This is a genomic window from Ignavigranum ruoffiae (genome assembly GCF_023195815.2).
GTDB lineage: Bacteria > Bacillota > Bacilli > Lactobacillales > Aerococcaceae > Ignavigranum > Ignavigranum ruoffiae.
Window position 1 is genome coordinate 1,504,578 of record NZ_CP096206.2, and the last position, 24,833, is coordinate 1,529,410.

General features: G+C 38.5%; 22 protein-coding genes. 4 read left to right on the forward strand and 18 right to left on the reverse strand.

All coding sequences use genetic code 11. From position 1 onward, the window contains the following. Positions 1 to 56 precede the first annotated feature (56 nt). Entirely contained in the window at positions 57 to 713 is a 657-nt protein-coding gene (locus tag M0R79_RS07110) for a nitroreductase family protein (RefSeq protein ID WP_248415848.1), read from the forward strand. Positions 714 to 927: 214 nt separating this feature from the next. Here the strand turns inward: M0R79_RS07110 and M0R79_RS07115 are convergent, their stop codons facing one another. The 10 genes from M0R79_RS07115 to M0R79_RS07155 all read right to left on the reverse strand — a co-directional run bounded on the left by M0R79_RS07115 (position 928) and on the right by M0R79_RS07155 (position 13,458). Beyond that, the gene (locus M0R79_RS07115; RefSeq protein ID WP_248415847.1) at positions 928 to 1,746 is read right to left on the reverse strand and encodes a glycosyltransferase family 8 protein; all 819 of its coding nucleotides are present in this window, start codon (positions 1,744 to 1,746) and stop codon (positions 928 to 930) included. A gap of 44 nt (positions 1,747 to 1,790) precedes the next feature. Beyond that, the gene (locus M0R79_RS07120) at positions 1,791 to 2,141 is read right to left on the reverse strand and encodes a DUF4298 domain-containing protein (protein ID WP_248415846.1); all 351 of its coding nucleotides are present in this window, start codon (positions 2,139 to 2,141) and stop codon (positions 1,791 to 1,793) included. A gap of 481 nt (positions 2,142 to 2,622) precedes the next feature. After that, positions 2,623 to 3,921 (reverse strand): hypothetical protein, encoded by a 1,299-nt coding sequence (locus tag M0R79_RS07125; RefSeq protein WP_248415845.1) that lies wholly within the window; start codon positions 3,919 to 3,921, stop codon positions 2,623 to 2,625. Positions 3,922 to 4,028: 107 nt separating this feature from the next. Next, a complete protein-coding gene (locus M0R79_RS07130) occupies positions 4,029 to 4,718 on the reverse strand; it encodes a type 1 glutamine amidotransferase domain-containing protein (protein ID WP_248415844.1) in 690 nt (229 codons plus the stop codon). A gap of 345 nt (positions 4,719 to 5,063) precedes the next feature. Beyond that, a complete protein-coding gene (gene kdpC / locus M0R79_RS07135) occupies positions 5,064 to 5,714 on the reverse strand; it encodes a potassium-transporting ATPase subunit KdpC (RefSeq protein WP_248415843.1) in 651 nt (216 codons plus the stop codon). 11 nt (positions 5,715 to 5,725) lie between these two features. Beyond that, positions 5,726 to 7,780, reverse strand: a complete 2,055-nt coding sequence (kdpB, locus tag M0R79_RS07140) for a potassium-transporting ATPase subunit KdpB (RefSeq protein WP_248415842.1) — start codon at positions 7,778 to 7,780, stop codon at positions 5,726 to 5,728. 26 nt (positions 7,781 to 7,806) lie between these two features. After that, positions 7,807 to 9,549 (reverse strand): potassium-transporting ATPase subunit KdpA, encoded by a 1,743-nt coding sequence (locus tag M0R79_RS07145; protein WP_248415841.1) that lies wholly within the window; start codon positions 9,547 to 9,549, stop codon positions 7,807 to 7,809. A gap of 21 nt (positions 9,550 to 9,570) precedes the next feature. After that, positions 9,571 to 9,648, reverse strand: a complete 78-nt coding sequence (gene kdpF, locus M0R79_RS09365) for a K(+)-transporting ATPase subunit F (protein ID WP_375163583.1) — start codon at positions 9,646 to 9,648, stop codon at positions 9,571 to 9,573. Positions 9,649 to 10,088: 440 nt separating this feature from the next. Next, positions 10,089 to 10,787 carry a response regulator gene (locus tag M0R79_RS07150; RefSeq protein ID WP_248415840.1) on the reverse strand — a complete coding sequence of 233 codons (699 nt, stop codon included), beginning with the start codon at positions 10,785 to 10,787 and terminating at the stop codon, positions 10,089 to 10,091. Further along, positions 10,780 to 13,458 carry an ATP-binding protein gene (locus M0R79_RS07155; RefSeq protein WP_248415839.1) on the reverse strand — a complete coding sequence of 893 codons (2,679 nt, stop codon included), beginning with the start codon at positions 13,456 to 13,458 and terminating at the stop codon, positions 10,780 to 10,782. The genes M0R79_RS07150 and M0R79_RS07155 overlap by 8 nt, the downstream gene beginning before the upstream one ends. 196 nt (positions 13,459 to 13,654) lie before the next feature. On the opposite strand from M0R79_RS07155, the gene M0R79_RS07160 reads away from it, so the two are divergent. Next, positions 13,655 to 13,912, forward strand: coding sequence for a hypothetical protein (locus tag M0R79_RS07160; protein ID WP_248415838.1), 258 nt, complete (start codon positions 13,655 to 13,657; stop codon positions 13,910 to 13,912). 92 nt (positions 13,913 to 14,004) lie between these two features. Here M0R79_RS07160 and M0R79_RS07165 read toward each other — a convergent pair whose 3' ends face one another. The 4 genes from M0R79_RS07165 to M0R79_RS07180 form a co-directional block, all read right to left on the reverse strand. Further along, the gene (locus M0R79_RS07165) at positions 14,005 to 14,430 is read right to left on the reverse strand and encodes an SRPBCC family protein (RefSeq protein WP_248415837.1); all 426 of its coding nucleotides are present in this window, start codon (positions 14,428 to 14,430) and stop codon (positions 14,005 to 14,007) included. Between the two features lie 206 nt (positions 14,431 to 14,636). Beyond that, positions 14,637 to 16,061, reverse strand: a complete 1,425-nt coding sequence (locus tag M0R79_RS07170) for a basic amino acid/polyamine antiporter (RefSeq protein ID WP_248415836.1) — start codon at positions 16,059 to 16,061, stop codon at positions 14,637 to 14,639. Positions 16,062 to 16,083: 22 nt separating this feature from the next. Next, positions 16,084 to 17,172 carry an alanine/ornithine racemase family PLP-dependent enzyme gene (locus M0R79_RS07175; protein ID WP_248415835.1) on the reverse strand — a complete coding sequence of 363 codons (1,089 nt, stop codon included), beginning with the start codon at positions 17,170 to 17,172 and terminating at the stop codon, positions 16,084 to 16,086. Between the two features lie 127 nt (positions 17,173 to 17,299). Beyond that, on the reverse strand, positions 17,300 to 18,067 hold the full coding sequence (locus tag M0R79_RS07180) for a dimethylarginine dimethylaminohydrolase family protein (RefSeq protein ID WP_248415834.1): 768 nt from the start codon (positions 18,065 to 18,067) through the stop codon (positions 17,300 to 17,302). Positions 18,068 to 18,180: 113 nt separating this feature from the next. On the opposite strand from M0R79_RS07180, the gene M0R79_RS07185 reads away from it, so the two are divergent. Beyond that, positions 18,181 to 18,831 (forward strand): GntR family transcriptional regulator, encoded by a 651-nt coding sequence (locus tag M0R79_RS07185; protein WP_092571999.1) that lies wholly within the window; start codon positions 18,181 to 18,183, stop codon positions 18,829 to 18,831. Positions 18,832 to 18,924: 93 nt separating this feature from the next. Here the strand turns inward: M0R79_RS07185 and M0R79_RS07190 are convergent, their stop codons facing one another. From M0R79_RS07190 to mgtA, 4 genes are all read right to left on the reverse strand, one after another. Continuing rightward, complete coding sequence (locus M0R79_RS07190) at positions 18,925 to 19,704, reverse strand: dimethylarginine dimethylaminohydrolase family protein (RefSeq protein ID WP_248415833.1); 780 nt, start codon at positions 19,702 to 19,704, stop codon at positions 18,925 to 18,927. Positions 19,705 to 19,854: 150 nt separating this feature from the next. Continuing rightward, a complete protein-coding gene (locus tag M0R79_RS07195) occupies positions 19,855 to 20,301 on the reverse strand; it encodes a GNAT family N-acetyltransferase (protein ID WP_248415832.1) in 447 nt (148 codons plus the stop codon). A gap of 12 nt (positions 20,302 to 20,313) precedes the next feature. Further along, positions 20,314 to 20,829 carry a GNAT family N-acetyltransferase gene (locus M0R79_RS07200; RefSeq protein ID WP_248415831.1) on the reverse strand — a complete coding sequence of 172 codons (516 nt, stop codon included), beginning with the start codon at positions 20,827 to 20,829 and terminating at the stop codon, positions 20,314 to 20,316. A 125-nt stretch (positions 20,830 to 20,954) separates the two neighbouring features. Further along, positions 20,955 to 23,486, reverse strand: coding sequence for a magnesium-translocating P-type ATPase (mgtA, locus tag M0R79_RS07205; protein WP_248415830.1), 2,532 nt, complete (start codon positions 23,484 to 23,486; stop codon positions 20,955 to 20,957). Between the two features lie 305 nt (positions 23,487 to 23,791). On the opposite strand from mgtA, the gene M0R79_RS07210 reads away from it, so the two are divergent. Continuing rightward, positions 23,792 to 24,739: an alpha/beta hydrolase gene (locus M0R79_RS07210; protein WP_248415829.1), complete on the forward strand. Its 948-nt coding sequence runs from the start codon at positions 23,792 to 23,794 to the stop codon at positions 24,737 to 24,739. The last annotated feature ends 94 nt before the right edge of the window (positions 24,740 to 24,833 follow it).

Sequence of the window (24,833 nt, forward strand, 5' to 3'; positions counted from 1 at the left end):
TCCCCTTTTATTTAGTTTTATAATTAAATTGTGAATAAATGAACAGGAGGATTGCTATGAAACAAGACTTTGTGAATAATGATTTTGCCGATATTTTACTCAATCGCCACTCTATCCGTCACTTCGACCCTAAAGTAAAAATAGATCGCCAAACCCTGACCGATATGATCTCAGCCACCATTACAGCACCGTCTGCCTGTAATCTGCAGGCTTGGAAGTTTATCATTGTCGATACCGAAGCCGGCAAGGACAAATTAAGACAATGCTTTATGAAGTTTAATTCTCCCCAATTAGAAACTTGTGCCGCCATGGTCGTCATCTTCGCCGATGCCCTAGCCTTCCATTCCTACCGAGATTTGTGGGATCAAGCATACCAAGCTGGTCGAATCACGGCCGAGAAACGCGATGAAGTTCTGGCTACTTTCTTGCCTCTATATGAAAGAGCCCCTAAGGAAATGCTCATCGTCGATGCCCAACGGGATGCTTCTTTGGCCGCCATGCAGCTCATGCTGATTGCTCGGGCTTACGGTTATGATTCTAACCCGATTGCTGGCTACGACGGCAAGCAATTGACTCAATTACTCGACTTAGATCCTCAACGTTATATGCCATGCATGGCCCTAGCTATTGGTAAAGCCGATCCTGACCATGCCGAAGAAGAAGTTAAATCTATACGCTATGCCCTTGAAGATGTGTTCAGCTTTGTAGAATAAATGGTTTAAATGAAGCGATGATATCTAGCTAACCTTTAATCTAGATAAGTTGCACACGATCTACTTACCCTATTATAAGAACCCAGGACATACATCTAGCTCTGCTATATTCGACCACAAAAGTTTATAATTACGCTAGTCAACTTAAAAATCCACCAAGCAGTTTCTTAGCCTGAACGACTAAGAAATCCTGCCTTGGTGGATTTTAGCTATATTAATTTTCTAACAATTTACAAGCTTGGGCTTGATAGTGCTTGTATAGTAAAGCCAAACCGTCAGCGACTTTGGGGATCCACGGTTTATTGCGACCACAGAAATGAAGAAAGACCGTATGGACCATCACCCAATCTGAATTCCACTCACCGCGCGACAAGCTTTCATAAATAAAACCATAGCGTGTGTCATAGTTGTAGACTTCATCAGGAAGTGAAATAATTTTCGGTCCATAGAGCCCATTTAAAACATCTTGATCCGGTAAAAATAGAGCTCGATAATTGGTTTCAATAAAAGCAAAAATATCTTCACGTCGAACTTGTTGGCGAATTTGCTTGAGGTTCATTAACAGTACACCTGAATTGAAATACTCGGTCACTTCAGCCAGACCTAAACGCTTCTGATTAAATTTATTTAATAAATTACCAACCTTGGTATGACTCGCTGCCGCATATAAATTCATTCCCAAATCTAGCTGATAAAGATTAGAAAAATCATTAATACAAAGAATATCAGCATCTAAGTAGAGAATCCGATCTAAATCCTGAGGTAGGAATTCATGGGCTAAGAGCCGATAATAAATGGTCTCCGGATAACGGTCGGTCGTTGGTGCATCAGAAAACCCGGTCTGACCTATAATAATGGGCTGATAGTCATAGCCCAACTTTTTAATAAAATCCGTGATCTTATCGGTCTCCTTTAAGGCCTCTTTTTGTAGAATATAGACGGTCATCTTTTCTTGATGATGACAAGAGATAGAATATAGTGTGGTTAACATTTGATCGACAAAATTATCATCAATCGAAAATAATAGATTCATGGGACTTCCTTCCTAGAGCAAAGACGACTTCCTTCAATAGATTCCTAGGGATGTTTTAAGAGCAGGGCAGCAACTTCGATCAAACGAACCGACAAATCATAGTTGGCCCCAACCAAGTTAAAAACTTCATCTTCAGAGAGAACGCCTTGTTTGACTTCGGCCGGAATAATTCCTTGGTTGCTGTCATCCATATCTTGGCGAAATTCTTGACTCCCGTAATAATCTAATAAGCGCTGATAGTCTTCTTCGGATTCCACGAGTTGTGATAGGGCCTGGTCCAAAGTTTTTACAAGCTGCCAACGACGATCTTTGACTGCCTCCATATATTCGACCCACTCGATCCGCTGCTTTAATTGAGCTTCTTCTTTTCCTGCTTCAGGTTGATGAGATGACATCGACGGTTCCACTCCTTTTGATCTTTTCTCTATCATCCACCAATCATGAAAGATTTGCAAGAATCTTCTTTCAGAAATCAATGATATAAATATATAAATTAACACAGACACTTCAGATAGATTGACCAGACTGCATGGCTGAAGATAATACCCTAAGCGTGGGAAACTTTTATAAGCAGATCGATCCTTATTTCAGCTTAGAAAAAGAAAACATCTGAATCTCCGCAAGAACAAGCGCCGTCATTCCAGCTAAACAGCCAGCTTTCACGGAAAAATACAGTGAAAAAGCTAAAGAATCAATAAACATAGGCTGATTACCTAGCTAGATGAGCTATTCTCTTGTTCAATACACAGAAACAGATGTTATTTTGTAAGGATGAATAATTGTATTTGTTCGAAAGGGCCAATCTGGTCCCTCAATGTTTTATTTCAAATCTCGTGATATCGGCGAAATCAAATAGATTTCTTAGTGAATACTAAATTAAGCTTCAAATTGTTGCGCCAAACTCTGACTTGAAAAGGCTTGAGAGTCTTGACCCTTGGCGTCAACCCGACCGGCGACTTTCACTTGACCAATCTGGGCGCCTTCTTCCATAATCACCGTCGTTACTTGGTCTCCCTCACTGAGGATATCCCCTTCAACGATGAATTCGTCCAGGGCTCCCCCTTCCTTGAGTGAGAAGGCATAAGCCGGAAGATCAACATTCACCCCTTTGACCAGGGATTGACCTAGACTACCAAAGGTATGAATATTCCCGCGAATTCTTAAGCGATCCACTTTCTTAGAAATCTGAATCCCCACAGCCCCATCATTATGGGTCACAATATCGGAAAACAGTCCTTCTTTAAGATAACCATCATATTGGTTATAAGCACGTGCCCCAGTACCATAGGTTTCAATGCTAGCATTGGCTTCAAAATAATCAACTTGGCCGAAATTAACGAAGCCCACACCAGAAGGTCCATAAGAAACTACTTTGTCGTTGACGATCCACCGTTGAACTTTGCCCCAAGCATCTAGAACCATATCATTGACCCCATAAGTCATGGTCACACCATCATGGATAAGTTCGTCGACCAGCGCGCCGTATGAAATAAACATTCCTGCCGTGATATAATCAGCGACACCTTGAGGAAGCACTCCGGTAGAATAAATATCATTTACTTGGAGGCGGTCGACATGAACTTGACTACCTTGGTCGCCAAATCCAGAAATAAAGACACCAGAACCCCAAACCGGTTGATCTGGCAAACCAATAGCCAACCCTTCAATACTCGCTTCAATCTGGCTATCTTGGTTCGGATTGAAATTATAAAGAGTAAAGGCACCTTGCAAGACATTAACCCCATATTTTTGTGGTTGTTCCAGATAAGCCCGCGTATCGGTATTGATCACATGTACATCGTTCACTTTGACTGCAGCTTTCAAGGTAGGTGCTCGGAAAATCAATGAGACTTGTCCATTAATCTTTAAATTCTCCAAAATAAGTTTACCGAAATCTTCTTCACTTTGTTGAGCTAATATTTGGATCGCTTTCTTATCTTGTCGAGTCATCAAAATCATATCTTTAATTTGGCTAGACCCACTAAGAATCAGCCCATCTGAATGGGAGAAGATTAATCGTGGCAGGATCCCATCTTCCTGAGCCTTGGCAGAGATCGATACCTCAGGACTTAAATATAAAGGACTGGCCAAGGTCACTGAACGGGTCAACACAATCTCCGTCTTTCCGTCTCGAACAGCTTGCATTAATTCGGCACTTGAACTCACTTCGACCATTTTATCGCTCCTATCATAATGATTCATATTTTTATTTCTAAGGCTAGTATTGATTAACATTTTACATCTATTTCTTGATTACGCGAAAAGCTTTAACTCATAATGATTTACTTTTTGCCTAAACTACGCACCAACAAGCGAGCAACATAGTGACTGGACATCGGGTTTTGCCCGGTAATTATTCGCCCATCTTTAAGGGCAAAAGGTGTAAAAGGAATGCCGCGACGGAAATTACAGCCGCGTTCGCGTGCAATCTGTTCGACATGGTAAGGCACAGCTTGGGCTTTACCCATTAACTTCTCCTCGCGAGTGGTAAAACCAGTCGCTCTTCTACCTTGGAGAAGATAGCTTCCATCTGAATTTTGTAAATTTAACAAGCCTGCTAAACCATGACAGACTGAACAAAGATAACCCCCTCGTTGGTGGATTTCTTCAGCAACTTGCTTCAAAGCTGGATTATCTTTGAAATCTGCTAAGACCCCATGACCCCCTGTATAATAAATCGCTACATAATCTCTAGCTTTAACTTGCACTGGATTCAGCGAATAAGTTAAGGCCCGATCTTGAAATTGAACGGATTGATAACGATTTAATGTTGATCGGTTGGTAAGTAACCAGTGTAGACTCATTGGATCAATCGGCACCACCCCGCCTTGCGGGCTCACATAATCTACCTCTAGTCCAGCTTGTTCAACCACGTCGACGAAATCAGTCGCCTCGGCTAACCATAAACCGCTAGCATATTTGTGTGCTCGATCGTAATACTCAGAATTCGTTAAGACAACTAAGACCTTCAATCCAACCACCCCTCTTATTGACCTTGAATGACTCATAAATATTTGTATTGCTTAACTTAATCCTAGCACAATTCAGCTTTGCTTTCTTACTTAAACGCTCAAAATAAAAAGTGATATTTAAACAAAAAGTTTCTCTAGGGTCACAAATATCACAAATTCTTTTAGATTGAGATATTTAAGACTGTCAATGAAAAACATTCTCCATAAAAAACTACCTAACAACTGGACAATCGGCACTGATTATCCAGCCTATTAGGTAGAAATTTTTAAATTTAATGGTCTCTATCGTTCAGTAGAGCTTGTTTATTGCAAATTCTATAGAGAGCCTACATATTTTCAAACGGATTAATTCTGCATTGCTTTAGCAATATCGATATTTACGAGCAGAACATTGACTGTTTCTTCACCTAAGATAGATAATAATTTCCCTTGCGTATGTTTCTGAATAATCTTTTCTATACTACTTTTATCTAGACCTGATGCCTTGGCAATCCGGTCGACTTGAATTTCAGCGGCCGCTTTGGAAATATGTGGATCTAAACCTGATCCTGAAGCGGTCATTAAATCCGTCGGAATGTCTTCGACTTTAACCCCTGGGTTTTTGGCAAGAAATGTTTGCATATCTTGTTTAACCCGGTCAGCGAGTGCTGGATTGGATGGAGCGTAATTATCTGAACCCGATGCTAAGCCAGCAAACTCACTGCCATCGAGATAGGTTTGATTGCCGGCTGAGTCTTCTCGATATACATTGTAGTGATAATCCGATGGTCGACTCCAGAGGAAATAATCTTGATGAAACTCTTGGCCAACATTCTTCGCGCCAACATGCTGACCATCAAATTCTACTAAACTCCCCTTAGCTTGACTGGGGAATAACATAGCGCTCAATCCGGTCAAAATCATCGGAAAGATAAAGCCACAGAGAACAAGCATGACCAATGTTAATCTGAATCCTTGCGATAAATCTTGCCAGAAAGATAATTGTTTTACTTTCATGAATCTGCCTCCTACATTCCTAATCCATTTAATAGTGGAGTAATCAAGATATCGATTAATTTAATCCCTATGAACGGAGTAATCACGCCACCTAGACCATAAATCATCATATTGCGAGCTAATAATTTAGCCGAAGACATAGGTCGATATTTAACACCCTTCATGGCTAGGGGAATTAAACAAGGAATAATTACGGCGTTAAAGATTAAAGCCGAAAGTATGGCACTTTGAGGGGTCGCTAGTTGCATGATATTTAGCACACCTAATTCAGGAATCGCTAGCATAAACATGGCTGGAATGATAGCGAAATATTTGGCAATGTCATTGGCAATTGAGAAAGTTGTTAAACTTCCGCGTGTAATCAATAATTGCTTACCAATTTCAACCACTTCCAGAATTTTGGTCGGATCAGAATCTAGATCGACCATATTAGCCGCCTCTTTCGCCGCAGTCGTACCACTATTCATGGCTAAACCAACATTAGCTTGAGCTAAAGCAGGGGCATCGTTCGTTCCATCCCCAGTCATCGCTACAATCTTGCCTTCAGCTTGTTCTTTCTTAATCACTTCTATCTTATCTTCAGGTTTACATTCAGCGATAAAGCCATCGACGCCAGCTTCTTTAGCAATCGTAGCTGCAGTTAAAGGATTATCTCCGGTACACATAATCGTCTTAATTCCAATCGCCCGTAGACGTTCGAACCGTTCCGCCATACCCTCTTTGACTGTATCTTTAAGGTAGATGACCCCAAGGATGCGATTGTTTTCACACATCACTAAAGGTGTTCCCCCTAAACTCGAAATATGTTCTACTTGACCGATTAAGTCACTTGGGACCTGCCCCCCTTGTTCTTTGACAAAAGATATGATGGCATCGACAGCACCTTTACGTAATTGACTCCCATCTGCTAAATCTACCCCGCTCATTCGAGTCTGAGCAGTGAAAGGAATAAATTCGGCTGTATCCTCGATCTGACTTTGGTCGCCTAATTTAATAGCCAAATCTAAGGTTGATTTTCCTTCCGGAGTTTCATCATGGCGACTCGTTAAGCTGGCACAGCGAAGTGCTACAGATAAATCAACATCGCCGACGGGAATGATTTCAGCAGCTAAGCGATTTCCATAAGTAATCGTTCCGGTCTTATCAAGAATCATGGTATCAACATCCCCACAGGATTCTACAGCTTTCCCTGACATGGCGATGACATTAAATCGAGTGACTCGGTCCATTCCGGCAATCCCAATCGCGGATAAGAGTCCACCAATCGTCGTAGGAATCAGACAGACCGATAAAGCAATCAAGGTTGAAATAGGTAAAGTAATTCCTGAATATTGGGCCATTGGGTATAAGGTTACAATCACAATAAGAAAGATAATGGTCAAAGATACTAACAGTGTATTCAAGGCAATTTCGTTAGGCGTCTTCTTTCTTGAAGCCCCTTCTACCAGTGCAATCATCCGATCCAAGAAACTGTTCCCAGCTTCTGAAGTAATTTGAATCTTCAACCAATCCGATACAACCGTCGTTCCCCCAGTTACCGATGAGAAATCTCCGCCAGATTCACGGACAACTGGTGCGGATTCACCAGTAATCGCCGATTCGTCAACCGAAGCCACTCCTTCCAATACTTCACCATCACCTGGAATGACTTCGCCCACTCCGACCAAGACAATATCACCTTTATTTAATTCACTAGAAAGAACGACTTCTTCAGTGCCATCTGCTAAGAGCCGGCGTGCCTTAGTATCTTGTTGGGTCTTCTTTAAACTTGCCGCCTGGGCTTTTCCTCGGCCTTCAGCAATAGATTCGGCAAAATTAGCAAATAATAAAGTCAGTAATAAAATCAAACACACAAACAAATTATAAGTCTGTGAATTCGCATCCACCCCTGTTCTAGAAAATAATTGGGGAAATACACTTAACAATAAACTAATCAAGAAACCAACTTCAACGACAAACATCACAGGATTCTTTGCCATATAGAGTGGATTTAGTTTCTTGACTGACCCCAGCAGGGCATCTTTCATTAAATCCTTAGTAAGCAACGATTGATTATCTCGCGCCATGGAATCTTCCTCCTCATCAAATAATCTTATAAAGTTAAATGCTCTGCAATTGGACCCAATACCAAAGCCGGAAAGAAGGTCAAAGCAGCAAAGATATAGACCACAAAGACTAAAATCAGCGCGAAACTAATTGTATCCGTTTCTAGACTTCCGGCAGATTGATTCATGAAAGGTTTGCGCATTAAAGATCCAGCAATCGCTAATTGAATCACGATCGATAAATATCGCCCAAAGAACATTACCAAACCTGTCGTTATATTCCAAAATGGTGTATTATCGCCTAAGCCTTCAAAGCCAGAACCATTATTAGCCGCCGATGAAGCATATTCATAAAGTATTTGCGATAATCCATGATAGCCTGGATTAGACAAGGCTTCTCTTCCCCAAGTCGTCCCAACGGCTAAAGCCGAAAAAGCTAGAATTAATAAGGGATGAATAATAATAGCTAAAGCGGTGAGCTTCATTTCACGGCCTTCGATCTTCTTACCCAAATATTCAGGCGTCCGGCCAATCATCAATCCACAAATAAATACTGATAGGATGGCATACATAATCATATTCATTAATCCTACCCCTTTGCCCCCAAAGACCACATTTAGCATCATATGAAGCAGGGGAACCAAGCCACCCAGTGGAGTTAACGTATCATGCATATTATTAACAGTACCCGTCGTAAAGGAAGTTGTCGTAGTAGTAAACAAAGCGGATTGAGCAATACCAAAGCGAACTTCTTTGCCTTCCATACTTCCCATCGCCTGACTCAAGCCAAGTCTTGCTAGGATCGGATTGCCTTGATTTTCAGCCCAAACACAGAGAATTAGACCTAGGAAGAACAAGATACTCATGGCCGTAAAGATACTTCGACCTTGCGGACCAAAGAATCGGGCTGTGAGCCCCTTTACTCGATACTTTACTAGATTGAGTGGATTTGAATGTTGGTTTCGTTCGACCAACATCTTGCCAAAAGTGATGACACAAGCGCCCGGTAAAAGCATCATCGAATAGAGTTCAATCAAATTAGAGAGAATGGTTGGATTCTCAATTGGCGTACTCGAATTGGCGCCCAGAAATCCACCCCCATTCGTTCCTAAGTGCTTGATAATCTCTAAAGCCGCTACCGGTCCCATTGCAATGACTTGTTTACTGCCTTCCAAGGTATCGACAATGATGTTTCCCGATAAATTTTGCGGAACTCCTTGCCAAACCAAAAGTAGACCCCCGATTAAAGAGAATGGGAGTAATATTCGGCTGGTAATTCTAACCAAGTCGACATAGAAATTTCCCATATTATCCTTGGAATTACCGACAAGTCCACGGATAAAAGCCACACAAGCGGCATAACCACTAGCTGCTGAAACGAACATCATAAAGATAATGACCAACATCTGAGATAAGTAGGACAAACCACTTTCTCCAGCATAGTGTTGTAAATTCGTGTTGGTCATAAAGCTGATCACAGTATTAAATGATAAAGATGCTTCCATTGCCCCAATCTGATTCGGATTGAATAATCCTATACTTTGCAAACGTAGAATAAGATAGGTCAATAGGAGCATGATACCGTTGGTCTTGACCAAACTTAAAGCATATTGTTTCCAATTCATCGCCTGTTCTGGATGAATCCCTGCCAATTTATAAATAAATTGATCCAGTGGATTCAATAGCGGATCTAGTCGAGTCTCCTTCTGAAGCGTGACACGAAACATATAATTCCCTACTGGAATCACCAAGATTAAATAAATCAATAAAGTCAGCAGAATCTGCCACATAAACTCACCTTCTTTGTCTTTTTAAAATTTATCTGTATGGACTAAAGCGTAAATCAAATAGATAAATAACAAGATAATAATTACTGAAAGTACAATCATAATCTAACTCCTTATTCTTTATGTTCGATTTGTCCCTGGCACCATTGAATTAATAAGATGACAGCGATAATAGACATCATTACAATTAAAATCATTAGGATATCCAACATGGTTATTCCTCCTTCATCATTTCAAAACTTAGTGTACAGCAAAGCTTATAAAGTTGGTCTTAGCGCTTGAGCTCGGACATTAAGATTGCATAAAGATTGACTAAAATAAGAAAAAATCCGCATCAATCCACCGATCAAGATCATCCAAGATCTATTACGGTCAGAAAGACACGGATGTTATGAAAGTTGATGGGAAGAAGTGCTGGATTTCCTTAAAAAACTCATCTAATTAAGATTATAAGCTAGACAATCCAAGAGGTCGTGCTTATATCTTGAGCTATGGGAATGATTGAAGTTGCTTAACTCGTCAGCTCTTTCATCATCAATAATTTATTGCTTTATCATTCGATAACCTACACCGATATGTGTTTGTATATAATTGGGATCTGAGGGAGTGGATTCAATTTTCTTACGCAGGGTCGCCATAAATACGCGTAAAGACGGCACATCAGCACCGATACTACTTCCCCAGACTTCTTTAAGGATGAAATTATGGGTTAAGACTTTACCTGTATGTTTAGCCAACACCGATAGTAATTTATATTCAATTGGCGTTAAATGGATTTCTTCTCCATGCATATAAGCACACCCAGCTGCATAATCAATTTCTAAGTCGCCGTTTTGGTATAGGCTAGATGGCGCTTGCGTTAGCGTTGTTTCTGTTTGACTTCGTCTTAGAGCAACTCGTAAACGGGCAAGGAATTCTTCAATACTAAAGGGTTTGGTTAAATAATCATCGGCCCCAGCATCCAATGCTTCTACTTTGTCTTGGTCTTCGCTACGAGCACTAACCACAATAATTGGCACTTGGCTCCAACCGCGTACTTTGTGAATAATTTCCACCCCGTCCATATCAGGCAAACCTAAATCTAAAATAATGACATCTGCATTATAAGATACGGCATCTAACAAAGCCTCGGATCCAGTCTTAGCTGTATGATATTGATAGGCTTGCGTATCCAAAGTTGTTCGAATCAAATTTGTAATTGCAGGATCATCTTCAATAACTAATATTTTTGGTTTATACATTTTCTATATTCACCTCTTCTAAAGGAAGCGTAAAGGTAAAGACTGTCCCTTGGGGTTGATTATCTTCCACCCAAATTTTACCTCCATGAGCTTCCACAATAGACTTACAAAGACTTAAGCCCAACCCCAAACCTCTACGACTATCTGACCGCCCTAAATCCGCTGTATAAAACATATCAAAAAGATGTTCTTTGGCCCGCAGCGGAATTCCTGGTCCATTATCCTTGACCTGAATCCATACCGAATGGGCTTTTCGTTCTGCCTTTAAATAAATTTCAGAGCCTTCTTGAGTATATTTAATCGCATTGTTCAATAAATTCACTAGCACTTGGACAATTAAGCGGCCGTCCATTCTTGCGACGAGAAGTTCATCGGGGAGTTCAACTTTTAAATAATGATTTGCTATCTTTCGGTCCACATGAGTTACCGCCTCATGGAAGACATCTTCTAATAATTCAGCATTGATGGCTAACTGCATGGTTCCATTGTCAATTTTGGTAATTGAGAGCAAGTTTTCTGTCAGATTGACTAACCACATCGCATCATCATAAATTGAAGTATAAAGTTCTTGCTTCTTATTCTCTGCTAAATGAATACTTTGATCCATTAATACAGAAGCATTGCCACTAATACTCGTTAAAGGGGTCCGCAAATCATGAGAGATCGATCGTAGGAGATTAGACCGCAGTCGCTCTCGTTGTGTCTCAATTTCAATGAATTGCTTTTCCTCGATCAGTCGACGTCTTTCCAGCATTAAACCACAGTCATTCAATATGGAAACCATCAGATTCTTCTCAAACATCGTTAAATCTGGATAATATTTGGTTGGAATACCGATAACTCCTAAGACCCCTTGAGTTCCCCGCACCGCCATGTATAGGTTCTGCGCATGCGATAAGGTGTTGGTGGTTGCACCAGCGTGCTTGTTGTTCTTAATCACCCAACTCGCAATCGCTAATTCGTCTTGAGTTAATTCACCAATCAGCTTGCCCATCCCAGGTCGGCTAGTCTCATGAAACTGCAAAGGCTTATTGACTTTGACCAAGCCATATAAGATAGGGCGCTTGAGGAGCTCAGTAATTTGACTTGCCGCTACTTGAAGAATCTCAGCTTCACTTTGGCCCTGGGCTAATTTCTGATTACTATTCATCAGAATCTCCATATGATAAGCTCGCTGAGCCGATTCTTGAGCCTGTTTCTTCACTCGGCTGGCCAATGTACTCGAAATCAAACTAGAAAATAACATAATCAGAAAGGTAACCGGATAATCCGGCGCGTTAGCCGCTAACGAAAACCGTGGAATCGTAAAGAAGTAATTAAAGCCAATCACACTTAATAAGGAAGCTAAGCCTCCATACCAATGCCCCCGGGTCCAGACAGCAGTTAATAATACTGCCAGAATATACACCGTAATAATATTGGCTTCTCGTAAACCAATTTGATAAAAACCAAAACTAATCACCGTGGCTAAAATATTTAAAGCAATGACTTTAAGAATATCCTCCCAAGAAAAAGCGAGCGATGTGTTATTAAACAGCTTATAATCTCTTGGCTGATCCAGCTGGCTGTCGGGAATAATATATATGTCAATATCAGTCACGAATCGAGTTAACTTATCCGCCAAAGTTTTCTGGTCCAACAATAAACGATTAGGTTGATGGGTCCGTCCGAGCACGATTTTAGTAATACCACTGACTCGAACATATTCGGCAATCTGAGTAGCTGGATCATCGCCATATACGGTAGAAATCTGAGCGCCAAGCTGTTCTGCTAAGCGTAAATTAGCTCTTAGTTGTTTCAGTTCATTACTTTTTACAGCTTTGTGTTCTGAATTGTCTACATACAAAGCCGTAAAATGACTATGAAAGGCCTCAGCCATTCTGGCAGCTGTCCGGATTACTTTAGCATTACTCGGCGAACTTGAGATACAGACGAGGATATGTTCACTGGCCTTGACACTTTGTTCATTTCCTGCTCTTTGGGCATGGCGACTTAAATGATCGGCAGTTCGACGCATAGCGATTTCTCTTAAAGCGGTTAAATTCTCACGAGTAAAGAAGTGATCTAGGGCGCGTGAAGCTTGAACCCGTTGGTAAATCTTACCCGACTTTAAGCGTTGGATTAAATCATCTGGCTCAATATCAACTAACTCAATTTGCTCAGCTGCATCGAAGACTGAATCAGGCACCCGTTCCGTCACGGCCACCTGAGTAACTGTGTCGACCACGTCTTTTAATGATTCAAGGTGTTGTATATTTAAGGTCGTATAAACATCAATCCCAGCGCGCAATAGCTCTTCAACATCTTGATATCGCTTGCTATGTCTTAAGCCCTGGGCATTGGAATGAGCTAATTCATCGACCAGAATAAGTTGCGGTTTACGCTCCAATGCTGCATCAAGATTTAATTCTTTCAAAGTCAAACCTCGATAGTTAATCACTTGCGCTGGAATCGTCTCTAATCCTTCAAGTAAGCGCAAAGTATCCGGTCTAGTATGGGGCTCAATATAACCAATCACGACATCAATGCCTTGGTCTTTGGCGCTATGAGCTGCTTCTAACATTCCATAGGTCTTACCTACTCCTGCGGCATAGCCACAAAATATCTTTAATTTCCCTTGCATCGATCCTGACTGATCAAGCTGATAATCCGATTTTAAATCTTTCACCATAAGCTCACCTTCTTTCGATTCTCCTAAGATTATTGTACTTTATCCGACCTTTTGACCTCGTAAAGACTAATACCATGACATTAAGATTGTATAAAGATTTTATCTTAATCTAATATTAATACCTTTGCTGATGCTTTAACACTATCTTTTTATTGTTTGTCTTATACTAAAGACAAATAAAAAAGGAGGACTTATCATGCGCAACCAACATACTACCGTACCCAAAGTGCATTTCTTAATCAGTCCAACAGAAACGCATAAATATACCTTAAAACCATCTGTATCGCGGACAAGTTTCCAGCGTGATCACCAATTGATTAATCATTTACAAGAGCACCCATGGTTATGGTGGATAGTGATTCTTGTGGGAATGCCTTTAGCCAGCCTCTTGGCTGTAGCTACCATGACTTCATTATTCAGTCTCTTTTTTGTTTTCTTCGATTCTCTAAGTTAACCATTCACAATTTTATTATTTCAACATCATTAAGACAAAAAAAGACAAGATAAGCAAGTTGCAACACTTATCTTGTCTTTAATATTTTGATGTTAACCTAGGACATTAATCAGACTGGCTTCTTCACAGACTAAACTTTTCTTTAAATCTTTCATGAATAACTTTTGTTGATTCCGTATAAAACTACCAACGAAAGGTATCAAATACAACTTCTTAGCAACAACTTCTTCAGTAAAATCAAGAGTGGTATTATCACCTTGCTTATAGAATTTCCCCGTCCATTTACCTTTTAAATAACGATTATCAATCTCAAACTCCCATAATTTATATTTAACAACTTGACAGGTTGTCATCGTAGTTTCGATGCCATTCTTACTAACTTCTACAAAATGCTTATCATCGATAATCCTTGTTGAACTTAAATCACTACGCCATTGATAATTCGCAACATCAGTCACTTGTTGCCAAACCCGATCAATCGGGCACAATAAAGTGACCTTGATATTTGCCTTAGCCATTGTTGCCCCCTACAAACCTTTCTATATTATATTCATGAGAATTTCCCTTAAATTATTTCATTTCTCAATCTACTTTCATTATAACATAGATTCGCGATTATAATTTTAAGAAAAGATATTATTTGGATTAAAAAACTACAGAAAATGAATTCAGATTTAAATTCCTTGAAATACAACCGAGAATATTTATTAAGATTAAATATATACTACATTGAGGCAATATCAATGGTACCATTGACTACCATAACAATGGTGATCAATGTCAATAAGAGAATAGCCAGGGCGCCGATTAATTCATACTTGTTAAACATCTTCTTATTATTCTGCTTACAAGCTAGCATATAGAACAGCATACAAGGAGCAAATAAGAATGTGGTGACCAGAATATACTCAATCCCTGAAGCATTAATACAATACCCCATATAAATCGTTGAAATAATTCCTAAAATAACATTCTTTGATAAACCACCTTCCCATTTGTAGGATAGTTTAGCTTGACTTAATGATACGAAGAAATAAGGCACTAACATGGTACTGGATGCAAGTAAAGCCATGAAGTTATAGGCTGACTGATTGACTAATAAAGACAGGAAGAAGAATTGAATGATTCCGTTGGAAATCAACAACGCATTAACTGGGGCTTTATATTTATTCTCTTTCTCAAAGATTTTCGGGAATATACCTTCTTTGGCCGCTTGGAAACAGATTTCCCCACTAAACATAATACAAGCAAACCAACATCCAATCGCAGAGATGGCCACACCTATATTAATCAAAGCAGCTCCCCAAGGACCGACCACACTCTCTAAAACATAGGCCATAGCTGGTTTACCCAAAGTAGCCAGTTCTCCTTGGCTCATTACCGCGAAACTTAGTACAGTGGTCAGCAAATAAATTGCCGTAATAATTGCAAAAGAGAGAATCACTGAACGTCCTACTGTAGCTTTATCTTTAGCACGGGCAGAATAAACGATAGAACCTTCCACACCCACAAAGACCCAAACCGCTGAAATCATTGCTCCTTTAATTTGCGGTCCGACCAGTCCCCAATCAAAACCTTGATTCATTGTTCCCCAGAAATCAGCAGTAAACATATCATAGTTAAAAGCGATTAATAATGCGACCACGAAGATTGCCAGAGGGACCAATTTAGCAATCATAATCAAACCGTTAATTTTAGACGCGAAATCAGAACCACGTAAAATAGTAAAGTGCATTATCCATAAAAGAATGGAAGCCCCGATGACCGCCCAAATCGTCTGACCATCTCCAAAGGCCGGGATAAAATAGCCTAAGGCACTGAGAGCTAATGAACCTAGAGCCACGTTCCCCAATACAATGGACAACCAATAACCAATAGCAGAATTAAAACCAACAAAATCTCCAAAGCCCTCCTTGGCATAACTATAAATTCCAGCATCCAACTCAGGTAATTTGTTGTTTAAATTTTCTAAACATAGGACAAAAATGCCCATTCCCATCCCAGATAGAACTAAGGATACGATCATTGGTCCGACAGCAGCCGACTTAGCCATGTCAGACATCAAGTTGAAGATACCGCCTCCGACGACAGAAGTTACAGTCAAGGCAACGAGGCCCCATAAACCTACTTTCTTTTCTTTTGTTTCCATTGTTCTACTCCTTTATTATAAATTATATGTATTGCTTATAGATGTATTCTGAACTTGATGCCAGTAATAAATTTTCATACTGTAAGGTGAATTTTATTGTATCTCCCAATTTATAATTTTTTTCAGATTCAGTAATATCTACGATAGTATGGTCACTTGAACCGCCTTTTACAACAATATTCTGATCTAGGGGAATCAATTTGGTCATGTCGCCAATGTCTTGCCGTCCCATTGCTAAGAGAGCCCGATCTCGTCGGCCGATATCTTCGTACACTGGTCGATTGCCGAAAGCATCTACTGAAATCGTACCAATCGGATGACTTGGTTTATTATGGATCTCAATAATTTCACCTTCTAAAATAAATACATCCCCATGCATCTGATCAAAATGATAGTCAAAATATAATTCCATATCTCGTAAATAAATGCCGTCACCAATCCGCAGATGATTGATCCCCTTTGGCATGGTTTTATTTAAGACTAATGGCACGGAGGTCGTAGCACCTCCAGAAATCCAATCTAGCGATCGACCGATCTGCTCTTCAATAATGCGCGCATTCTCAATTAATTGGCCTAAATTTTCTTGATCTGGTTCTATCGAACCATAACATCCTAAATTAGTTCCGATGCCTTTTAGATAAAGATTGGGACATTTGTTCTCTACATAAACAGCTGCCTGAATCAGTTCTTCTTGCTCAAAAAATCCTTCACGCAAATCACCAAGATCATTCATCAAGACGACTTCGTGATGTTTGTTTTTTCTCTGACAAAGCTCGTTTAATGCAGTTAATGTTTCTATTTCAGAATTCAGACTGCAATCTGCAACTTCAATCAATTCATCGAGTTCACTTAACATGGGAATTCTTAAGGCTAAAGTATGGATCGACGGATCCATCTTTTTAATCCTTTCAAGTTGACAAAGTCTTGATGAAGCTAAGTGTTTCATCCCAGCCTGGATAAAATTTTCTATTATCTCTGGTATACCATTAGTACCCTTAACTACTCCACTAACTACGATTCCATAATCTTGACACACCCTCATCATGGTTTGAATATTTGATTGTAATTTCTTAGTATCAATGAGTAAACGAGGATATGGTCCCTTAGTCATGATTTTCCCTCCCTGGATGTTCATTGTTACCGCTTTCAAATAGATGATATGTAAAAATAAAGGGCAGCATCCACTATCAAACTCATCGCGAATCCTACCCTATACCATTCAAATTTATATTATTTTCTTAGAAACGTAATGAAAGACAAGACAAGCCACCATCAATTTTGCGATATTCTGAAGTATCAACTACTAAAGTTTTATATCCTAAGTCTTCAATCTTTGCCTTAATATTTGGATAACCTTCTGGCACAATCACTGTTCCATTTACCCAGATACAGTTAGCCCCATATGCCTCATCCATTTCCACTTCAAGTTTATTGAAATCTTTAAAGCATTCTTTGGTCGTAAATTCTCCGCAGACAATTAAATTATTATTTTCTAAATAAGCAAGCCCAGTTTTTAAATGCAGCATGGTATCTAATTTGACGGTTTCTCCGGTCATACCATATTTTTCTAGAATTGCAATCATTTGGTCGGCTCCTTCTTGATTAGTCCGATCAGACAAACCAATGTAATAATGATCGCCAACCATCATAATATCTCCAGCCTCAATCGTTCCAGGAGCTTCTATTTTCTCGATATTGTCGTAGAATTTTCTAAGTGCTTGATGCATATCTTCTAAAGCAGCTTCTTCACGTCGGGTTTCCGCACCAGGACGAGTGATAATGGCACATTTTGGCGTACATAAAGCTACGTCCTCTACAAAGCAAGCATCCGGAAATTCATCTTTAGGTTCTAATACTGTTACATTCACACCACATTTAGTTAGAGCGCTTACATAATTTTCATGTTGAACTAATGCTTTTTCATAAATCGGTTTTCCTTCGTTAGCACTGGTCAAGCCTTCAGAGATTGATTTACTTGGTACACGAACGATAACATTTTTGAACATAACACCACTCCTTTATGATTTCTTATCTAAAGTATATTGTATACAATATTTTTTGTCAATAGTGAATCGATTGTCAGAAAGAAAAATATATACTACAATATTTTTTATAAACGATGGAGGTGCTAGTTATCAATTCTAAAGATAAAGTCTATGAGTATATTTCCCAACAAATTACTGAAGGAAATATTCTCCCTAATGAACGCATTACTGAACAATCGCTGGCAGAAGCGACAGGTCTTAGCCGTACACCAATACGAGAAGCCTTATTACACCTAGCTGCTTTAGAGATTATTGAACATACGCCAAATAAAGGGTTTAAATTAGTTAATTATACGCTCAAAGATCTTGAAGAAGTTTATCAACTAATTGGTGTATTAGACGGAAAATCGGCTCAATTAGCCGCACCTTTCTTGACCGAAGAAGATTATTCTTTAATGCAATTCCATATCGATACGATGTATTCAGCAATAGCGAATGGTCTGTATATAAAATACAACGAGATTCAGGAAGCTTTTCATGATATCTACATAAATAAGGCGCAAAATCGACGATTAATTAAAGAAATTCATCAGCAAAAACAATTTCTCATCGCCAAAGCTTTCAGTAAATCCGATCCTAATAATTTGAAAGATATTTTGAATAAAACCAACGACGAACATCAAGTCATTTTAAATCTGTTTAAGGAGAATAATTTGTGTGAACTGCGTCGTTATTTAGAAGAAGTCCATTGGCGGATAGAAAATGCCCGTTATGACCTTTGGTAAAATATAGAGAAAAAAATACCCCTTAAAACTTAGTAAAATCTTCTCAAGGCCATAAGTTTTAAGGGATATTTATATGTAGGTAGCAGATTATAATTAGAATCTTAATGAAAGACAGGTTAAGCTACCATCTATTTTCTTAAATTCATCGGTATTGACAACTTTAACGGGATAACCTTTACTTTCAATATAGGCTTGTGTTTTCGGATGTCCAGCTGGAACTAGAACTGTTCCATTAATATATAAACTATTTATAGCATAGAGTTCCTCATCTTCGACGACATGCCGGTCGAATTTTTGGAAATCTTCAACTTTATTCATGGTTGGACTTACCAACATATTATTATTTTCTAAGTAAATGGCGAAATCTTTTAGATGAAGTCCTTCAGTTACAGGAACGGTTGAAGAAGTATAACCGAATTTGCTGACAATGTTATTAAATTGTTTAGCTCCTTCTTCATTGGTTCGATCTGAAAGCCCGACAAAGAAATGTTTATCAACCTGCATTACATCGCCACCCTCCATGGTTCCGGGTGCTTCAATATGAAAAATTTGATCATCTTTGTAATATTTCTTAATTGCATCCATGATCTCAAATTTTTCGCCGTTTCTTGATTCTCGAGGTGAATTGGTGATAATAGCACATTCCTGCATCACTACAGCAGGATCTTCAACAAAACATGAATCTGGATATTCTTCTAAAGCTTCCAAAACCAAAACATCCAGACCCAATTCTTCCAGAGCTTTCACATAACCCGCATGTTGCTTTACAGCATCCTCATAAATCGGGGCATCATCACTAAACATTCCCGTAGTAATCCCCTCTAACATTGATTTACTTGGTTTACGCACGATAGCCTTATCAAAAGTCAGCATGAAACATCCTCCTAGTAAATTATTTAAGCGTTTACGCGCTTTCATTGCTATTATATAGTATACAATATGCAAAGTAAACTTAATTTATTAAGAAGATTACCGAACACTGTTATATTAAGGAGATTCGCATAATATTTATGTATACAACACTTATTTGTTAAATCGTAATTCAAACAATTCCTCTTCTACCTGTTGAAAGCCTTGCTTCATAAACATCTGTCGACTGCGTTCATTAAACGAATAAATTCTCGCAAATACTTTGGCCATATTTTTATCTTGGGCCCGCTGAACCATTGCCTGAATGCATCTACTTCCAATTCCTCGTCCTTGGAATTCCTTGCAAATCACAATAGCAAGCTCACCAGAATCTTGCAGAGTACAGTCCCCTACTAACTTGTCTTGATATTTTACATAGTAACAATCACCATGTTGATCCAAATAATGATACATCGCTTGGAGACGGTCTATATCATAGGCTTGATCAATATTATCGACCATTTTGCAGATTTCTTTGTCTTGGTACCAGACTAGCGCCTCTGCTTCATTGTCAAAATATGGAAGCAAGCTCAACTCATCATCAATTTCAATCACTGTCATTTTATCCTCCGTTTATTCTTCAATTTTAAATGCCGGGTCATAGCGCATGGTACCCGATAGTGTCATAGCGGCTGGATCTAATTTTGAGGCCATAAAATATTCTGTAGCTACGTCAAAAGGAGAATCAATTCCAAACTGATCCGCTGGTAGATAATCAAAGCGCTGATAATAGGCTGGATCGCCCAAAACAATCGAATATGGAAACGAAAGTTTACGCGCAATTTGATGGCCTTGACGGACTAATAGTGAACCAGTGCCTTGATTTTGAAACTCAGGTAGGACAGCTAAAGGAGCTAAAGCAAGCACTGTTACTTGACCAACATATGCGCGTGAAAACATGATAAAACCTACAATCTTTCCGCCTATTTCTGCGACCAAGGTTAATTCTGGGATATATGCTGAACTTTTAAATAACTTGTAGACTAATTCAGCTTCTTGACCATCAGAATACTCCACCCCCGCAAAAGCAAGACCTATTAGCTCTTTTATCTTAGCTAAATCTTTTATTTTAGCCATACGAATATCCATTGTTCCCTTCCTTTGTCGTTTTGGTTAATAGATTTTAAATGATGAATGTAGATAACTTGTAGAGCTAATTTCTCATAAAATTTTCTCGATAGATTATAGAAAATTTTAGAAAAATAATTCTTAAATTAAATCTTATGGTACCGATAAAATATTTTTTTGCTGATTTCTCCAACTACTAAATAAGTAATAATTACCCCAAATATTATTCCCCAGATCGTTAAAGGAAGAGGAATAAATCCTAACAGCTGATTAAATGGAAGATAAGACAGACTGGCTGTCAGTAAAATCACAGCTAGGGAAACGTAAATTAAGGAAACATTGGGTCGAGAATCAAAGGCTACCTTACTCGTTCTAAGTACTAACATTAATAGTATCGCAGAGATAACTGATTCAGTAAACCAAGCAGTCTGAAATAGGGTTTCGTCTGCATTTAAATGAAAAATTAAAATTGCAAACATTAAATAATCAAAAATTGATGAAATTAATCCAAATACAATCATAAACTGTATGATAAACTTAAAATTAAAGCGATGAGGAGTACAAATCCATTCCGAATCTACATTATCTGAGGCTAGCATCATTGAAGGTAAGTCTTGTAAAAGATTGGTCATCAGAATTTGCTTAGGTAATAAGGGAAGAAATTTCAAGAGGACGGAAGCCCCAGCCATTGAAAACATGTTCCCGAAGTTCGCTGATATGGCTATAAAAATATATTTCATCGTATTAGCAAATACTTTCCTTCCTTCTTTGATTGCATCGACCACAACTCGTAATTCGCTTTTCAATAATACAATATTAGCAGCATCTTTAGCTACGTCTGTTGCATCGTCGACGGAAATAGCAACATCAGCTTCGTGGAGAGGAGGAACATCATTAATTCCATCACCCATATATCCTACTAAATGCCCATTGGATTTTAACATCTGAATGATTGATTTTTTTCCTTCTGGTTCTACTTCGGCAAAGATATTAATATTTTCCACTATTTTTCTTTGCTTTTCTGGCGAAAATTGTTGCAAATCTGCAAAGGAAATAACCTGATTTGATGTCATATTTAATTCGTTTGCCAAGTATTTGGCTACTAATTCAGAATCTCCAGTAATAATTTTTAAATCTACATTTAAATTTCGTAAATCCTGTATGACTGATAATGAATCTTCTTTTAATGGGTCGAACATGGTAATTAAACCAGCAAAGACCATATTTTCGTTAAATTCAACGTCTTCACCCTCATCAAAAGCCTTGACGGCTAAGGCTAAACAACGAAATCCTTTCTGACTAAGTTCATCGGTCATCACATTGATTTCATCAATTTTTTCGGATAAATTTACTACCTTTGAATCAGTTGAAAGGGCATGCTTACAATAACCAAGAACATTTTTTACAGCACCTTTCATAATTACTAATCGTTGATGATCTAAAAATCTCTTTTCATTATACTCAATGGCTACGGATGAGACTTTATCATTAAAATTATAGACTTTTTCCTTAATAAGGCGTCCTGATTTTTTGTTATCGAGTGATAATTTTGAAAGAGCCTGATCAATACTATTATTGTTAGAAGTTGAATACGTCGCATTATCTTGAGCTAATAGAAGTAGGTCATCAGACTTTTGCTTAGACAAGTCATACACGCCATCGATACTCACTCCCCCTTGAGTGATTGTTCCTGTCTTATCTGAACATAATATATCCATCCCACCAATATTATCAATTACTTCTAATTGTTTAATAATAACATCTTTTTCAGCCATTCTTTTTGCACCTGTTGATAAATTCACTGAACTAATTGCCGGTAAGAGTTGCGGAGTAATTCCTACTGCTAGTGAAATTGCAAACATAAATGAATCATATAAATGTTTATGCATTAAAATATTTAATAGGAAAATCAAACAAATCATAATTGCGGAAATGAACATTAAAAGTTTTCCGAAACGATTAAGTCCCCGGCGAAATTCTGTGGTAGGTTGGCTTTTAGATAAATCCCGAGAGATATTGCCGAAATAAGTTTGAGTTCCAATTTGAGTTATCACGAGTTGACCAGTTCCTGAAACTACATTTGTTCCCATAAAACCGCTATTACTTCTTTTAGCCAAAGGTGTATCGATCTTAAGTGGGTCTGTATTTTTCTCGACACTAAAAGACTCTCCGGTTAATGATGATTCATTTACTGTTAAGTTATTAGTCTTTATAAATCTTCCATCAGCGGGAATGATATCGCCAGTATGTAAGACTACAATATCCCCAGGTACTATATCAACTGTATCAATTTCTTGTTCTTTCTGATTCCGGATAACAGTGATATGAGATTGTATTAAACCAGATAAACTTTTCATAGCTTGACTGGCATTATATTCTTGCCAAAAAGATAATAGTGAAGAAAGAATTACAATGGAAAAAATAATAGCCGCATCAATCCAATCACCTAGAAAAATTGAAAGAATTGAAGCTCCTAATAACAACAAGGTAATTGGATCTATAAATTGTTTTAAAAATATTTTTACTAGAGAGGTTTCTTGTTCAGTTTCCAGCGAATTTTTTCCATATTCATTATGACGATTACTGACTTCAGCTGAATTTAGACCGAGCTCTGCATTCGATTTGAATATTTGAATAACCTCTTCAATCGGCAAATTATAATATTCTTTCCGTTCCATGGTCACCCTCCAAAATTTATTTGTTTCAATTTCAACTTGATTATACATTATTTAAAACAAATTTATCGCATAATTAGCCATCAATTAGTATATTTCGTATTTTATTGTTAAGAGAAATACTAAACTTGAATGACCATAATGACGATTTCTGTGATAATTTCTTATTCTAATACATAAAACAGTTCTGAAACCTTTTTCAATTTAGAGAATCAAAAAACATATTTATATGCTAAAATACAACTAGTTAATTCTCTATATTTATTCTGAAAGAAGCGCATTGTTATTTGGTTATTTAGGAGGAACGAATGAAGAAGAAGATATTGTGGTCAATCTTGGCCGTCATTGGGTTACTTTTTGTAGGCTTTTCGGTCTATATTTCGATACAGGTAGCTGACGGCACGACTCATTTAGCCGATCGTGAAGATACCTACGAAAATTCATTGACTTATTTAAAAGAACATGACTTTGATTTGAATCAATTTAAGAAAGATCATAAGATGATATTTTCAAAAATAACTTCTTCAGCTTTTGGCCATAAAATTCCCTTGCTTGAGGTAAAGACAAGCGCCCCATCTAAAGGAGCTGTCATTATGGTCCATGGCTTGGGGGGCAGCAAGGAGAGTATCCTACCTATTAGTCAAATGTTTCTAGACTTAGGTTATGATATTTACGCATATGACCAACGCAATTCTGGCGAAAATATGGCAGAGACTAACACTTTTGGCGTATTAGAAAGTAAAGACTTAGAAGATGTTACCCATCGGGTCGCCAAGACATTAGATTCCAATCAAACATTGATATTATGGGGAGAATCATTCGGTGGAGCAACGGTGGGCTTAGGAGCAAAAAATTTAAGCAAAGACGTCGATTACCTCATTCTAGATAGTCCGGTTGCTGATGGTGAAGCCATGACTCGGCAAGAACTGAACAATATTTCAGAAGAAACAGGCCTTCCTCTAGACTACATGCTCACATTAGGTGATTGGAATCTCCGCATTAGCCAAGGCTTCTCATTAACTGACAGCAAAGTGGCCGAACAGATTAACGAAGTTCCCACCCCACTGTTAATCTTCCACTCCAAAACCGATGAAGTGGTGCCTTATACCATGGGCCAAGAAATTTTTCAGGCTAGCCCGGCAAAACATAAAAAGTTCATCTCGGTAGATCAAGGAGAACATGCCTCTCTCTTCTATGAACAAACGGATCTGTATCGTCAATCGATTGAACAGTTTCTAAATCAAACTTCTGATTGACTCATCATAATATAACAAACAAAAAAATCCATCCTGACAAGCTCGATTGTACTGACCCCCTAAAGTTGGACCGAATGATCCAACTTTAGGGGGT